Raw genomic sequence first — 16,187 nt, forward strand, 5'->3', positions numbered from 1 at the left:
TTTCTCTTTCTGTTTCATCAAGGCCGATGCTACCGCTGACAGGCCTCCATCACCTTTCGGAATCCTGGCATGGAGTTCAGAATGGTCTCGTGGGCTACGCAGTAGGAGATGCGCACATAGCCCGGTCCTGCGAAGGCACTTCCCGGTGTCACCAGGATGTGCTCTTCCTTCAGCGCTACCACAAAATCATGCTCATCGCAGGGTGCCTTTACCCACAGGTAGAACGCTCCCTGGGGTTCCAGGCATTCGTAGCCCATCCCGGTAAGGCCGTCGTACAGCGCAGCCCCGTTCTTCGCATAGAAATCCAGGTCCGCCTTCTCCTCCAAACAGCGGGCGATGGCCAGCTGGATCAGCGAGGGTGCGTTGACGACGCCGCTGATTCGGTTGGCGATGGTAGCCGCCGTGATAAACTCCTCGGCCTCGTGAGAGGCATCCGGCACAAGCAGATAGCCCAGCCTCTCCCCGGGCAGGGAGAGAGACTTGCTGAAGGAGTATCCGATGACTGTGTCTGCATAGTAAGATGGCAGATGCGCCACTTCCTGGTCACCGTAGACCAGTTCCCGGTAGGGTTCATCCGAAATGATATAGATGGGATGGCCGACCCGGTCTGCCCCCCGCTGCAGCGCCGCCGCCAGTTCCCGGATCACCGAAACTGGATAGATCACCCCGGTGGGGTTATTGGGCGAATTCAGGATGACTGCCTTGGTCTTCTCTGTGATGTGCGCTTCCATCCCCGCCACATCCGGCAGGAAGCTGCCGTCCACCAGAGGCGGCACCTCCACCGTCTCCGCGTAATAGTTCCCAATGTAGTTCCTGTACTCTACGAAATAAGGGGCGAACACCATCACCTCGTCCCCCGGATTCAGCAGGGTCTTCAGGGCGATGTTCATGGCCGACCCAGCCCCGGCGGTGAGGATCACGTTCTCCAGCCGGTAGGAGGTCCCAAACCGTGCATTCAGATCGTCGGCGATGGCCTGCCGGGTCTCCTCGAATCCCGCGTTGGACATATATCCATGGACCTTCAGGGGATCCTCGTTCTCCAGAATATCGAGGATGGCTTTGTTCACCGAGGTCGGTGCCGGGACGTTGGGATTCCCCAGGCTGAAGTCATACACGTTCTCCGCGCCGTAGACCTTCGCCATGGCCTTGCCTTCCTCGAACATCTGGCGGATCACTGAGTTCCCCGCCACCTTGGCCTTCATGTTTTCTGCGATCATAGCTGTGCCTTCCCGGCTTCAAACGCCTTCAGATTCAATTCCACGAACTTCTCTTTCACATTCTCCCGAATGATCCGTTCCCAGTCGATGGAGTCCAGCCCCATGGCCTTCACAAGTGCCCCAAGCAGAATGACGTTGGCTGCCTTGACATTCCCCAGATTTCTGGCAAGACCAGAAGCGTCGATCTCTGTCACGTTCTTCACAGCGCCGCGGATCTCGTCCATGACGGCGGGAGAGTACTCCTCCTCCCCGGTAAGCACGGTCATGGAAGGGATCTCCTCGCTGTTCACCACCACCGTTCCACCTGGTTTGATGTAATCCAGGTTCCGCAGAGCCTCCATCTTCTCAAAGGAAACGATGATATCCGCCGTCCCCTTCTCTATGACCGGGGAGAACACCTGATCATCGCTGTAGCGCACCTGGGAGGTGACCGAGCCGCCTCGCTGGCTCATACCGTGGATCTCGCTCATCTTCACATCGTAGCCTTCCTCCAGAAGGCCAATGGTCAACATCTTGGCCGCGAGGATCGTACCCTGGCCACCGACCCCTGTCAGCAGAATATTCCTGGTCATCTATCTCACCTCCTTGCCGATGGCATCCACCGGACATACCTGGGCGCATACATCGCAGCCCACACAGCTGGCGCTGTCGATCCGCACCTTGCCGGCTTCCTTGTCGTAGATCAGCGCCGGACATCCTGTTCCCTGACAGACCTTGCATCCGATGCACGTGTCCTGATCCACCACATCTCTGGTAGCAAAGAGCCCTTCGAACTCGTCCAGATCCTCCTGGGAGAACTGCTTCAGCACGCAAGGATATCTGGTGATGATCACCGAAGGTTCCTCCAGTTCCATGAACGCGTCCAGAGCCGCGTCCACCGCTGCCAGATCATTGGGGTCGATGACCTTCACGTATTTGATCCCCATGGCCTTTACCAGGTCTTCGATGCGGATCATTCCGGCAGGCTCTCCCTTCACCGTGTAGCCAGTGCCCGGATTCTGCTGGTGTCCGGTCATTCCGGTGATACGGTTGTCCAGGATTATATTGATAGTATTACTATTATTGTAAACAGTATTGATCAGCGACTCCACACCGGTGTGGAAGAATGTTGAATCTCCCAGCACGGTGACCACCTTTCGCTTGATCCCTGCACGATTCCAGACCTGCTGGGCACCGTGACCAACGGAGATGCTGGCTCCCATACATACAGTAGAGTTCATGGCGTTGTATGGCGCCCCAGCCGCCAGCGTGTAGCAACCTATATCTCCAGAGATCATGATGTCCTTGCGCTTTCCCAGTCGGTAGAACAGTCCCCGGTGCGGGCATCCTGCACAAAGCGATGGAGGTCGTTTATTGACCATATCTTTGTTATATTCAACCTCAGGCAATTCCTTCCCGGTGAGGCTTTTGCGCAGCACGTCCGGCGTCATCTCTCCGTAGGAAGGGAAGGTATCCTTCCCATGGACCTGAAATCCCAGTCTCTGGCAGCACTCCTCGATATAGGGGTCGTCCTCTTCTACCACATAAACCGTTTCCATCTTCTCACAGAACTCACGGATCATACGCTCCGGCATGGGATTGGTAAATCCCAGTTTCAGATAGGAAGCCTCCTTGCCGAACACCTCCTTCGCATAGTAGTAGCTTACGCCTGAAGCGATGACACCTACCTCTGTACCAGCCATCTCCACCCGGTTGAAGGGAGACCGCTCGCTGTATTCTGCCAGTTTCCTTGTGCGTTCATCGATCTGTACTCTCAGGATCCTGGAGTGAGCCGGCAGAGCTACGTACTTCATGGGGTCAGGCTGCCAGTCCTTGACACCGACCTCCTTCCTTTCTCCGCACTCCACCAGAGACTTAGAATGACATACCCGGGTGACCATGCGGATCATAGCGATGACGTTATAGGCTTCGGACATCTCGTAGGCTTCCTTGGTCATATCCAGACACTCCTGGCTGTCCGCAGGTTCGAACATGGGGAATTTCCCCATCTTGGCATAGTTACGGTTGTCCTGCTCATTCTGAGAGGAGAACATTCCTGGTTCGTCTGCGGTCACCAGTACTGCGCCGCCGTTTACCCCCATGTAGGCAAAAGTCATCAACGGGTCTGCCGCCACATTGACACCAACATGTTTCATGGACGCCATGCTTCTGGCTCCCGCCATAGAAGCGCCGATTGCGGATTCCATGGCTACCTTCTCGTTAGGTGCCCATTCCGCATAGATCTCCGGATACCTGGCAATGTTCTCCAGAATCTCCGTGCTAGGGGTACCGGGATAAGCCGATGCGTGCAGGACACCGGCTTCGTAGGCGCCTCTGGCGATGGCTTCATCTCCTGTCAATAGTTTTCTCATTAAGACTCCTCCTTCTTATTAGGATCAAACCCGCCTGGCCGCTTCCGTCGGTCTTCCTCCGGCAGGTGGTTGTTCTCATTCCATACAGTGATCCGGGGAACGCTATCCTCCACCAGCACTTCGCATATGCCGCAGTTGCTGATGGGATGCTGCCAGATCTCATCCAGGGGTAACCCTGCAATGTGCAGCAACAGTGTGGACAGACAGACCATGTGGGCCACCACCAGCACGCTGTGCCCGCGCTCCGTCTCCTCGAGTTGTCGAAACACCCGGACCATGCGCGCCTGTGTCTCCTGGAAGGTCTCCCCTTCCGGGATCCTGTTGCGGGACGGCACATACCACCAATTGTGGAATTCCTCGGGATACTTTGTAGCGATATCATCTACGTACATGCCTTCCCAGACGCCAAGACACTGCTCATGCAGGTCGTAGATCGCTGCCGGCTCGGAAGCATGCTCGGTCATGATCTCCTCTGCCGTGCGAAAAGCCCGTTTCAGCGGGCTGGAATAGCAGGCATCTATGTGCCTGTCCTTCAGTGCCTCCCTGGCATACCCCGCCTGGGTCAGCCCACGCTTCGTCAGCGGGATATCACTCATCCCCTGGTATTTCCTGTCTTTGTTCCATTCTGTCTCGCCATGTCGAACGAATATAAACCTGGTTGTCAAATGCGCCTCCTTACATCTATCAGAAATAGTACCACATCAGAAACATCACGCACACTGGAAGCGTCACTACAGACAGCAGCGTAGTCAGAGCCACGCCTTCCGCCATCAGCGTTGCGTTCTTTCGTTCCCGTATGGCCATAGCGGTCAGCACCACCGCACAGGGGAATGCTGCCGCAAGGATCAGGATCACCTTCGCCTTCCAGGTGATGGGCAGCCAGTTCACCGCCAGAAAGGTCAGCACAGGCACGACTACCACGTTTACCAGCGAAGCGATCATCAACTTGTAATTCTTCAGCATCTTACGTATGCTGGCCGTTCCCAGCTGCACCCCCACCACGATCATGGAGACGGGCACAGTGGCATTGCCCACCGTGTTGAAAAAATCGAGGGCGAAGGCCGGCAAACGAATATCCAGGATCATCAATATGACCCCGATCAGACTGGCCAGCATACACATATTGCACAGCGAAGCCAGCACCACCTTCCAATCCACCCGGCTATAACTGCCCTGATTCAGTTGGATGATGGAGATAGAATACAGGTAAACACCCAGCACGATATTCTCCATCACCATATAGAACAGGAACTCGCTGCCAAAAATGGCTTTGGTGACTGGGAATCCCATAAACCCGGTGTTGATCCCGCAGATGATGCAGATCATCACGCCCCGGTCCTCCGCCGGTTCGTAGCGCATCAGCCGTACCACAAAGCCGGCCAGCACCCACACCACCGCAAAAAATACAAAACTCCCGATGACCACCTGGAGCGTTGTCCAGATCACGTCATCGGATAGCCTGTTCTCTGCCATGGAGCCCAGCACCATACATGGCGTGGTGATCACCAGAAGTAGATCCACCAGGTACTTGTTGGACTCCTTGGGAAGGACGCCTGTCCGGTTGGCTGCGAACCCGACGCCCACCATCAGAAATATCATGAGTACTTTCAGAAATACTGTCAGCATCCAGACTCCTCCGCGATGCAGGGCTTACGAAAGCCCCGGCATCTGCGCTTCGCGTTTCTCCTCTCTGTCTTTTTCCGCGTTTTCCTCCACGATCATGATTTTCTTTTCGTATTTCTCTACTTTCTCCTGATCGCCTCTGGCCTTGTAGATCTCTACCAGTTCTTTCATGGCATCCGTGTTGCTGGGGGCGCACTGCAGAACCTTCCGGAATCTCTCCTCCGCTTCCTCCGGCATTTCCAGCCCCTTGTAAGCCGTGCCCAGATAGTGCCAGAGGGGCCACCAGCGGTTGAACCGACTGTCCTCCTCGTAATCCGACAGGATGGCGATGCCCTCCTCGAACCGGCCACTGAGCACACAGTTGTAGCCCTCTTCGATCCGGCAGGGTTCCACCAGCTTATCCAGAAGAGGCTGGATCTCCTCCCGCAGCGTATCATCTGTGGACAGTTTCATGAACTCCTCCCATGTGAGGCGGGCCTTGGTATAAAGTCCCATGTTCACGTAACCAAATCCCAGGAAATAAAACCCCATATCGAAATCCGGTGCCTTCAGCGTCAGCTTCTCAAAAGCCTCCAGAGACTCCGCCTTGAACCGGGCCACATACTCCTCGCTGTCCCCGTTCTCGTAGGCATCCCTGCAAGCTCTCCCGTAGCAATACAGGGCATCCTTGTTGTCCGGATCCATCAACAGGGCCGCCCGAAACAGCGCGCAAGCCTGCTCAAAATAATCGTGGGAAGCCAGATCCACACCCTCATTGATCAGAGGCTTCAGGAATTCCTTTGTGAAGGTCCTGAGGATATATGCAATATAGTTCTCTCTGTAACGGAAATTCACATCGCAACCGATCACGAAGGACATGTTCCGGGCGATGTTCACCGTCGAAAGCCCTTCCAACTCTGTTTTCTTGATGGGTACCGGCACCCCCGCAAGGATATCAGCAATCCCCGCCTTCTCCAGGTAGCTGTCCGACAGCTCGTCGAACAGGTACTCGTTCTCGATTCGGGGGATCAGGTATCCACCGATCCGGTCTTTGATTTCCTTCTGATTCTCACTCATCTTATCGTCCAGCCTTTTCTCATAAATCTATCTACTACCTCGGGTTTCAGCGTATCGATCATGTCCAGTGACAGATAACGCTCTATCTTCGCCAGAAGTCCCGGATAGCGATCCTCATATCTCTCGGCCACCTGGTGGATGATCCGATAAAGATCTTCCTTCTTGTGGGCAGCCATATCATACCCTTTTCCAAAATAGTGATCCGCCAACATCTCATACATGTGGAATGGCGTCAGAGACATCTCCTCACAGAATCCTGCAAGGGTCCGCTGAAAACCGCCCCGGTTGTGGAACAGATCCAGTACCTTGGCCACCATCTTCAGCTTGGCCAGGTCGATGGAGCGCATATAGCGGCTCGCGATCACCTCGTAGGGAGCCTCCTCCATGTATACGTAGTCGTGTTCAAAAGCCGATTCCCGCAGCGGCGTGCCCTTCAGAAGCTTCAGAAATCCCAGCTGCAGATGATCCGCCCTGCAGGCGTATAGCTGATCAAAGGACTTGCCAAAGGTATGGTAATCCTCCCCCGGAAGCCCCGCGATCAGATCCGCATGTACATGGGCGTTTCCAAGCGCCGCCAGAGAGCGGATGTTCGCCAGTGTTTTCTCGGTCACGTTCTTCCGGCGCACAAAGCCCAGTGCCGCCTCATCGGTGCTCTGGACCCCTACCTCGAACTGAAACAGCCCTTTCCTTGCTTCCCTGAGCAGGCGGAAATCCTCCTCTCCCAGCAGATCCGCACAGATCTCAAAATGAAAATTGGTCACACCATTATCCCTGTCCATCAGGAAACGCCAGATTTCTCTGGCCCTGGCACCGTCGTAATTGAAGGTTCTGTCCAGAAACTTGACCTGGGGCACAGCTTTGTATAAGAAGTAGCCGATGTCACGGCGCAGCTTCTCCATGGATACCGGCCTTACTCCGTCTGACACGGCGGACAGACAGTAACTGCAGTGGAAGGGACATCCCCGGGAGGCTTCGTAGTAGATGATCTTGTTGTCCTCCAGTTCCATATACGTATATGGAAATGGCAGATCGTCCAAGGAGACCGGTGGGCCTTCCTGTGTATTCTCTACATATTTCCCATCCCAGTACCAGAGGCTGTGTACCTGTCTGAGATCCTTCCTGCCTTCAGCGAATGCCCGGACGAAATCCACCAGATCCTTCTCCCCTTCCCCGCTGATGATATAATCGATCCAGGGGTTCTGATACATGAACTCCAGACTGTCGTAGCTCACCTCAGGACCTGCCATCAGGATCTTCATGTCCGGCCTGGCCTTTTTCAGGTTGCGGCTCAGAGTGCGGATAGACTCGATGTTCCAGATATAGCAGGAAAAGCATACCAGATCGTATCCCTCACGCAGGATCTTGTTGTAGATCAGGGCCTGTTCGTTGTTGATGGTGAACTCCTCTATATGTACATCCACGTCCAGATTGGCCTCTGTCAGCAGACAGTAGACATACTTTAGTGCCAGATTGGAGTGAATGTATTTCGCATTCAATGTTGTCAGAAGCACTCTCATGACTTCCACCTCTCTGAGTCAGCATGCAACTATAGCATGCGGAACCTCTCGTCCTTCAGCATATCCGTGTCTTCCATGGCACGACGCAGCTTGGCCATCAGTTTTTCTTTGTCCTGAGGCAGATTTCCCTTCAGAGACAGGTAATTGGAAGCATGGTTGCTCCGGAAAACGCATGGCTTGGTGGGGTTCATGTGTTCCAGCATCAGATAAGTTTCTGCCACCACCTCTTCGGGAGAAAGCAACTCCAGTTCTCCCCGCTGGATCTGTCCCGTGATGGGAGCACGTGGATCCAGCATCAGGGTAAGCAACGCCACATAACTGGCGTTCATCCGGGATACCATCTTGCCGGTCTCGATAGCGTGCTCCCGCCATCCCGCTTTGCCGGCAAGCCCGGAGATAAAGGTCACAGAAGCCTTGATCCCCGCATATTCGATCTTATGGACCGCCTCGATCAGCTGCTCCGCATTGACCCCCTTACAAATATCCTGCAGGACCTTATCTGAGCCGGACTCCGCTCCCAGATAGACCATCTCCAGTCCGTGCTCCCGAAGCTCTTTGAGCTCGTCGAGAGTTTTGTGCAACACGTCCTTGGCATTGCCATACACGTTCACACGTTTGCACTCCGGGAAGAGTTCCCGGACCTTGTCCAGGATGGGGAGCATCCTGTTGTTCGACAGGCACAGCGCATCCCCGTCGCAGAGAAACACCCTCTCCACATAGCGGTAAGTCCTGCGCGCATCCTCCAGATCCTCAAAGACTTCCTGTACGTCGCGCACCCGAAACTTCTTGTCTTTAAACATGCTGCAGAAGGTGCACTTGTTGTGCGTGCACCCGATGGTCACCTGGACCAGCAGACTGTATGCTTCGCTGGGAGGTCTGAATATGTCACCCTCGTATCTCAAATCTGATTCCTTTCCTGTCTATTCCTGCACAGACTACATGCGTTCAGGCGCATGCATTCCCAGAAGCGCCAGCCCGTTCTTGATGCCGTTCTTGGCCGCAATGGTCAGTGCAACCTTGGCGATCTTTTCATCCTCATTCTCTGTCAGGATGTGCTCATCGTGATAGAAGCGGTTGTATGCCTGAGCAATGTTCACCACATGACGGGTGATGATGGAAGGCTCGTACTTGTCGGCAGCCTCGTGGATCACATCCGGCATGTCGTGGAGAAGTCTTCCAAGCTCAAAGGCGTTCTTACCGGTGATCTTGCTGTAGTCGATGTCGCCGCTCTGCGCCTTGGCGCAGACCTCTTCACCGGCCTTTCTCATAACGCTGCAGCAGCGTGCATGGGTGTACTGAACATAGGGACCGGTCTCACCGTCGAAGTTCAGGACCTTATCCCACTTGAATACGTAGTCCTTGATCTTGTTGTTGGACAGCTCCTGGAAGATCACGGCGCCGATACCAACCTCGTGGGCAACCTTGTCGATGAACTCCGGATCTGCATTCGGATTCTTCTCTGCGATGATCTCCCTGGTCTGGTCAACGGCCTTATTAAGCACGTCCTCCAGGAAAATAACTCTTCCAGAACGGGTGGACATAGTGCCGCTCTCCATGCTGACCATACCGAAAGGAACATGGACGCAGTCTTTGTAGCAGTCATAGCCCAGGAGCTCCAGTACCTTCCACAGCTGCTGGAAGTACAGGTTCTGCTGCGTTGCCACTACGTAGATGTTCTTATAGAAATGGTAGTGCTCGTCACGATAGACGGCAGTCGCAATATCTCTGGTGATGTACAGGGTCGACCCGTCGCTCTTGGTGATCAGTGCCGGCGGCATACCCCACTCCTCCAGATCCACGATATTGGCGCCGCGAGACTCATGCATCAGGTTCTTAGCGTTCAACTCATCGATGAAACGCTGCATCTTGTCTGTATAGAAGGACTCACCATCGATCTCGTCGAACTCGATCTCCAGCATGTCATACACGCGATTGAACTCCCGCAGAGACTCGTCTGAGAACCATTTCCAGAGGCGAACTTCTTCCTCCTCGCCGGCTTCCAACTTGACAAAGGCCTTCCTCGCCTCATCCTCCAGCTCCGGATCCTTGTCTGCCTCCTGATGGAATTTGGTGTACAGCCCCAGCAGTGTCTCGATGGGGTTTGCCTTGACCTCGTCCTCATCGCCCCACTTCCGGTATGCCACGATCATCTTACCAAACTGGGTACCGTAGTCCCCAACGTGATTCAGGCGTACTACCTCGTAGCCCAGATTGCGATAGATCAGATTGATGGAGTTTCCGATCACCGTACTCCTGATGTGGCCGATGTGGAATGGTTTGGCGATGTTCGGGGAGGAGAAGTCGATGGTGATCACCTTTCCGTTTCCTTCGTCGGACTTACCGAAGTTCTCACTGTCCAGAGCTTCCTTCAGGGTGTCCTTAAGGTACTCCTCCGCATCGATGAACATATTCACATAGGCGTTGACCTGTTCTACCTTCTCAAACAGAGGATCGTCCTTGATCCCCTCTGCGATATCCTTGGCGATCAGAGGCGGTGCCTTGCGCAGCACCTTGGCCAGGCGGAAACAGGGGAATGCGTAGTCTCCATTGGATTTGTCCTGCGGTACTTCTACGATCTCCTCGATCTCTTCGGCAGTCAGATCTGTGACGTGGGAACACAGAATCTCAGCAATCTTCTTCTTGTAATCAATCATGTCTGTCTATCTCCTTTTCTGTTATAACTTTTATGTCATTCTCCTTAAGCAGGGCGGCAAACACCCCATCTCCGGGAACCAGTGTCCCGGAAAAGCTGCCGTCATAGATCATCCCGCTGCCACAGGAAGGACTGTTCGCCTTCAGGATCGCTCCTTCAATAGGTTCTCCGGCCTTCTCTGCTTCTCTCTGCGCACGATTCCAGGAGAGAATCGCGCCATCTCGGAAAGCCTGGGTCAGATCCCTTCCCTCTCGATCGATGACCTTCTCCCCCTGCCGTTCTGCAGGCGGTCTTGGCATTGGCAGTCTCGCTGCCAGTTCAGGACACACGATGCTGCATGTATGCTCCGCAAGGAACGCACGCACTGCCTCGTTTCGATTGTTGCCCCCGCTGTATTTGCAATTGTTGCCCAGCAGGCAGGCGCTGACAATGTACATACGCTACTCCGTTTTCAGTTTCACCACCGTAACACCATCGCCACCCTCATTGAACTTACCAGGGCGCACCGATGCTACGTTCTTGTTTTTCCTGAGCGCTTTCCTCAGGCCGGCTGCAAGGATCCCCTCCCCCCGGCCGTGGATCACAGTGACTTCCTTCAGCCCTGCGATATAAGCGTCATCTATATATTTTCCCACATCCATCCTTGCGCTGTCAAGGTTTTCTCCCTGAACATTGATGGATGTTTTTACGGACTGGGATTTGCTGCGCATCAGGTTTCCATAAGAAGTACGGCCGGTTTTCTTGGCCTTGGTCTTCTTGCCATCCACCACGATCATCAGATCCTCCAGTGGGACGGTGGTTTTCAGGATACCGATCTGTACAGATACATGCCCCTTGCTGTCAGGCAGGCTCAACAGTTCTCCGTTCTGTTCCAGAGAGAGCACCCGGACGCTGTCCCCCACCTTGAGCTGCGAAGCAGAAACAGGATCTGTGTTCACCTGCTTCACCACCCGCTCCGCATATTTCTCTTCTTTCTCTTTCAGCTTGCGCCTGCTCTTGTCGAACCTCTTGTTGCGCTCGCCCAGACTGTCGATCCTGGATAGCTCCTTCAGTTCCTGCTGGACTTCTCTGGCAGTCTCCCTCGCTTCCTTCAGGATCCCGCGAGCCTCCTCCCGGGCTTCCTGCATCATGCGCTCTCGCTGTTTATCGAACTTCTCCTGTTCCTTTTCCATTTGGAGCTGCCTGGCTTTCATGTCCTCTGCGATCCGCACTGCCTCGTCCCGCTCGGCCTCCGCACGTTTCTTATCCTCCTCGATAGCCCCGATCACATCTTCAAACTCGATGTCACCGTGCTCGATCAGGTCTGAGGCCCTCTGGATCAGGCCATCTGCCAATCCCAGTTTCCGCGAGATCTCAAACGCATTGGACTTTCCAGGCGTGCCGATGATCAGCCGGTAGGTTGGGCTCAGGTTCTCCACATCGAACTCCATTGATGCATTGCGCACACCGTCGGTGGACAAAGCATATTTCTTCAGTTCATTATAATGGGTGGTAGCCACCGTCTGCGCTCCCTGGCGATATAACTGCTCCAGAATGGCGATGGCCAGGGCCGCTCCCTCCGTGGGGTCTGTGCCCGCGCCAAGTTCATCCAACAGAACCAACGCCCCGTGCGTCGCCCCCTCCACGATGCGAACGATGTTTTTCATGTGCGAGGAAAAGGTGGACAGACTCTGTTCGATGCTTTGTTCGTCGCCGATATCCGCAAAGATCTCGTGATACACCGGGATCCTGCTCTCACAGGAGGCCGGTATATGCAGTCCGCTCTGTGCCATCATCGACAGCAACCCAACAGTCTTCAGGGTGACGGTCTTGCCGCCGGTGTTCGGTCCGGTCACTACCAATGTTCGGTAGTCGCCGCCCACCGCCACATCGATGGGCACTACCTTGGAAGGATCAAGCAGCGGGTGCCTGGCCTGGCGCAGATCCAACACACTGTCCTCAGACAGCTTTGGGGCCTCGGCCTTCAGGCGAAGGGAGAGTTTCCCCTTGGCCATGACAAAATCCAGCTGGCCCAAAAGCTTCTGGTTGTTCTTCAGGTCGTGGTAACACTCTCCCACCTGATCCGACAGGCTCTGGAGGATGCGAGTGATCTCCTGCTGCTCCGCCAGTTCCAATTCCCGTAGTTCGTTGTTCATGTCCACGATGGCCTGAGGTTCGATAAACAGTGTGGCCCCCGCCTTGGACTGGTCATGTATGATCCCCGGGAAGTGGGCCCTGTGCTCCTGTTTGACCGGGATCACATATCGGCCGTCCTTGATGGTCACGATCGCATCCTGCAGGTAGGGCTGGTTGCTCCGGCTGTTGACGATACGATTCAGACGATTTCGGATAGAATCGTTCTGGCTCATGATGCTCCGCCGTATGTCCCGCAGCCTGGGTGATGCGCTGTCCGCCATCTCATCTTCGGAGACGATACAGCGATCGATCTCCTTCTCCAATCTTTCGTGAGGAACGATCAGTTCTGCCATTGACATGAGAAGTGGCATCTCCGGCACATCCCCGTGAAGGAAGGTCACCACCTGGTTGGCGATGGACAGGTCGTAATGGATCTGAAGCAGCTGACGCATGGTCAGACAGCCCCCCTTCCTGGCCAGTGAGACCAGTCCCTCCACATCGTAAAGACCACCGGTCGGCAGTGGCCCTTTATGCACAATAAGGTCAACTGCTTCCGTAGTTGACCTTAGTTCCTCAGCGATCACCCTGGGGTCTGTATAGGGCGACAGTGCGTCCGCCATCTCTCTGGACATGACGCACCCCGCCTCTTCTTTCAGTAATGCCTTGATTTTGTTGTATTCCAGAATTCCCAGCGCTTTGTCGTTCATCGGATCAGTCCTTCTGCATCTTCTCGATCTGGCTCTTCAGCTGGATGTTCTCCATCTGAAGGTCGAAGATCTGGTTCTCGAACTCGGAGCACTTGGCCTTCAGTTCCTCATACTTCTGCTCTTCCTTCTCTCCGTCCATCTTCATCTTGTCGATGCTCTCCTTGGTCTGCTTATAACTCTTCTTGGCATCTTCCCAGAGCTTGATGTAGTGAGCAGAATCTCTTTCCAACTGGTCGTTCGCCGTACGCAGACGCTCGATCTCCTCCTTCAGATCAAAGAGTTCCTCTCCGATGTTCACGGCTGTCAGAACCGCTGTACTGCTGGTCCCGTTCCTCCCCATGATCTTAGAGATGAGGCGCATCCTCTCGTCCACATAATCTGCGATCTCCTGGATCTGCTCGTTGGTCTTGTCACCTGTGATGCTGTATGTCTGTCCGTAGATTTTAACCTGCACCTTTTCGCTCATGATTTCACCTCTTCCTGCATTACTCTATCTTTCGCGAAGCACGGCACCAAACCGCTGCCGTAGCATCTGCAATATATCTCCGTGGACCTCATCCACTTCATCATCGGTCAATGTCCTGTCCTCGGCTCTGTAGGTGACACTGATCGCCACACTCTTGCGGCCTTCGCCGATCTGGACACCCCGGAATACGTCGAACAGCTCCACCTTCTCGAGGATATCCGCCTCCATATGCCGAATGGCCATCAGCACATCTCCCACAGGCAGCCTTTCTTCCACGATCATCGCGATATCTCTGGAGGTCGCCGGGAACTTCGGCAGAGGCTTGTAGATCACTTCTCTGTCGGAAAGTTCCACGATAAGGTCGAAGAACAGTTCTGCAGCATAGACCCTGCAGTCCATGCCGTAGTTCTCCGCCACATCCGGATGAATCTCGCCCATGATGCCCAACTCCACCAGCTGTCCGTTTCTGTCCAGTGTCTGGATACGGGCGCATCTACCCGGATGGTATACTCTGTACTCCGATTCCGCCTCAAACTTCAGCCTGTGGATCCCAAGCTTGTCCAACAGTGCCACGATCATACCTTTCAGAGAGAAGAAGTCCTCCTCCTTGCCATAGCATCCGAGGCTGAGATTGTAGGACTCGTCCGGAAGCGCATGCTCTTCCATAAGGTTCTTCATGAAGGTGTTTCCGATCTCGTAGGCACGCACAGCCTCCACCTTACGATTGTAGTTCCTTCCAAGTACTTCCAGCATGCCCGGTGTCAGGATCGTCCTCAACGCGGAGGTATCCTCTCCCATGGGGTTGATTATCCGTACAAAATTCCGTTCCCAGGAATCCTCATCGATCCCGGTCTTATCCAGCACCTTGTCATTGGAGTAGGAGTAAGTCTGGATCTCGTTGGCTCCCATGCCGCAAAGGGTGTTTCTGGTAAGTTGGCGCAATTCCCACGAAAGTGGTGTCTCTGTCTGAGACCCGGTATCCGGCAGCGTCATCGGCAGGTTGTCGTATCCGAACATCCTGGCCACTTCTTCCACATAATCCACTTCTTCCAGTAGATCCTGGCGTACGGTAGGCGGTGTGATGTACATATCATCGCCTTCGCCCTCTACCTTCATCTCCAGGGCATGGAAATAGGATTCCATCTGCTCTCTGGTGATGTCTGTTCCCAGAACCGCATTGATCCGACTGACTCTGGCTTTCACGGTAGGTGCTTTCACCACCTCAGGGTAGACATCCACAGAGCCGTTCAGCACCTTGCCGCAGCCAAGCATCTCCACGAGTTTACAGACTCTGTCTGCCGCAGCCTCACAAAGGTTGGGGTCGATCCCCTTCTCGTACCGGCTGGACGCCTCTGTACGCATACCGAGTTTCTTGGCGGTGAGCCGTACGCTGGATCCCACAAAGTTGGCACACTCCAGCACCACCGTATTGGTATCCTTCTCGATCTCCGAGTTCAGCCCACCCATGACACCGGCCACACCTACCGGCTTCTCGGCATCATTGATCATGAGCATATCTTCTTCCAGCGTCCGTTCCTCCCCATCCAAGGTGGTGAACTTGCTGCCTGCCTCGGCGGTATCTACGATGATCTCGCCGCCGGCAAGGCTTCGGATGTCGTAAGCATGCATAGGCTGCCCGTATTCCATCATAACGAAATTGGTAATGTCCACCATATTGTTGATAGGACGCATCCCTGCCGCCATCAATCTCTTCTGCAGCCACCAGGGGGACTGCTCGATCTTGACGTCTTTGATGACTCTGGCGGTAAACCTTCTGCACAGATCCGACTTGACGGTGACTTTGATGTAATCGCCGGACTCTTCATCGGTTCTGGCACACTCAGTGTCGGGATACTTCATAGTTGTCCCGAAGGTGGCCGCTGCCTCTCTCGCCATGCCCAGCATGGACAGACAGTCAGGGCGATTAGGGGTGATCTCAAAATCGACCACACTGTCCTCAAGTTCCAGTGCCTCCGCAAAGTCCGCGCCCAGCTTGTCCGACCAGTCACCCGGCAGCAGCCAGATACCGTCCTTGGAAATATAGGGGGCGACTTTGTCATCGAAACCCAGTTCCTGCGGACCGCAGAGCATGCCGTAACTGTCAACGCCCCGCAGCTGCCCGCTGTGGATTTCCACGCCACCCTCTACCTTCGGCTGTCCGTGGAGCGGTCCGGGGATCCTGCTCCCATCCACGCAAACGGGCACATAGGCCCCTTCGTAGATGTTGTCTGCACCGGTAACCAGCTGCAAAAGCTCCGGCTGTCCGATGTTTACCCGGCAAATCACCAACTTGTCCGCATCCGGGTGTGGCTCGATCTTTTCGATGCGGCCTACCTTGACACCTTCGATTCCTGTGCCGATCTCAGTACAGGTTTCCAGGTTAGAACCGGACATGATCATCCTGTCGCAGAACTCCTTGACAGGCACATCTATATCGACATAATCTTTTAACCAGTTTACTGATACTATCATAGCTGCAGAC

13 protein-coding genes are annotated in these 16,187 nt (G+C 54.6%); all 13 read right to left on the reverse strand.

Translation table 11 applies throughout. From position 1 onward, the window contains the following. Positions 1-29 precede the first annotated feature (29 nt). The 13 genes from P156_RS0104545 to pheT are packed head-to-tail and all read right to left on the reverse strand — an operon-like array spanning position 30 to position 16,177. A complete protein-coding gene (locus P156_RS0104545) occupies positions 30-1,217 on the reverse strand; it encodes a pyridoxal phosphate-dependent aminotransferase (protein WP_027869113.1) in 1,188 nt (395 codons plus the stop codon). After that, a complete protein-coding gene (locus tag P156_RS0104550; protein WP_027869114.1) occupies positions 1,214-1,789 on the reverse strand; it encodes an indolepyruvate oxidoreductase subunit beta in 576 nt (191 codons plus the stop codon). The genes P156_RS0104545 and P156_RS0104550 overlap by 4 nt, the downstream gene beginning before the upstream one ends. Next, positions 1,790-3,568, reverse strand: a complete 1,779-nt coding sequence (gene iorA, locus P156_RS0104555) for an indolepyruvate ferredoxin oxidoreductase subunit alpha (protein ID WP_027869115.1) — start codon at positions 3,566-3,568, stop codon at positions 1,790-1,792. Then, the gene (locus tag P156_RS11580) at positions 3,568-4,233 is read right to left on the reverse strand and encodes a histidine phosphatase family protein (RefSeq protein ID WP_051600645.1); all 666 of its coding nucleotides are present in this window, start codon (positions 4,231-4,233) and stop codon (positions 3,568-3,570) included. Before P156_RS11580 ends, iorA begins: the two co-directional genes overlap by 1 nt. Before the next feature lie 19 nt (positions 4,234-4,252). Beyond that, positions 4,253-5,194, reverse strand: a complete 942-nt coding sequence (locus P156_RS0104565) for an AEC family transporter (protein ID WP_027869116.1) — start codon at positions 5,192-5,194, stop codon at positions 4,253-4,255. A 24-nt stretch (positions 5,195-5,218) separates the two neighbouring features. Next, positions 5,219-6,247, reverse strand: coding sequence for a lipopolysaccharide assembly protein LapB (locus P156_RS0104570; protein WP_027869117.1), 1,029 nt, complete (start codon positions 6,245-6,247; stop codon positions 5,219-5,221). Beyond that, positions 6,244-7,764, reverse strand: a complete 1,521-nt coding sequence (locus tag P156_RS11585) for a B12-binding domain-containing radical SAM protein (RefSeq protein ID WP_051600647.1) — start codon at positions 7,762-7,764, stop codon at positions 6,244-6,246. Before P156_RS11585 ends, P156_RS0104570 begins: the two co-directional genes overlap by 4 nt. Before the next feature lie 29 nt (positions 7,765-7,793). Beyond that, positions 7,794-8,666 carry a radical SAM protein gene (locus tag P156_RS0104580; RefSeq protein WP_027869118.1) on the reverse strand — a complete coding sequence of 291 codons (873 nt, stop codon included), beginning with the start codon at positions 8,664-8,666 and terminating at the stop codon, positions 7,794-7,796. 33 nt (positions 8,667-8,699) lie between these two features. Beyond that, positions 8,700-10,418 (reverse strand): arginine--tRNA ligase, encoded by a 1,719-nt coding sequence (argS, locus tag P156_RS0104585; protein WP_027869119.1) that lies wholly within the window; start codon positions 10,416-10,418, stop codon positions 8,700-8,702. Next, the gene (locus P156_RS0104590) at positions 10,411-10,854 is read right to left on the reverse strand and encodes a DUF523 domain-containing protein (RefSeq protein ID WP_027869120.1); all 444 of its coding nucleotides are present in this window, start codon (positions 10,852-10,854) and stop codon (positions 10,411-10,413) included. Before P156_RS0104590 ends, argS begins: the two co-directional genes overlap by 8 nt. A 3-nt stretch (positions 10,855-10,857) precedes the next feature. Beyond that, positions 10,858-13,239 (reverse strand): endonuclease MutS2, encoded by a 2,382-nt coding sequence (locus tag P156_RS0104595; RefSeq protein WP_027869121.1) that lies wholly within the window; start codon positions 13,237-13,239, stop codon positions 10,858-10,860. A 4-nt stretch (positions 13,240-13,243) separates the two neighbouring features. Continuing rightward, complete coding sequence (gene zapA / locus P156_RS12725) at positions 13,244-13,705, reverse strand: cell division protein ZapA (RefSeq protein ID WP_051600649.1); 462 nt, start codon at positions 13,703-13,705, stop codon at positions 13,244-13,246. Positions 13,706-13,729: 24 nt separating this feature from the next. Continuing rightward, entirely contained in the window at positions 13,730-16,177 is a 2,448-nt protein-coding gene (gene pheT, locus P156_RS0104605) for a phenylalanine--tRNA ligase subunit beta (protein WP_027869122.1), read from the reverse strand. Positions 16,178-16,187: the final 10 nt, after the last annotated feature.

Origin of the sequence: Eubacterium sp. AB3007 (genome assembly GCF_000688015.1) — a bacterium.
In the GTDB taxonomy this organism is placed as follows: Bacteria; Bacillota; Clostridia; order Peptostreptococcales; family Anaerovoracaceae; genus Aminicella.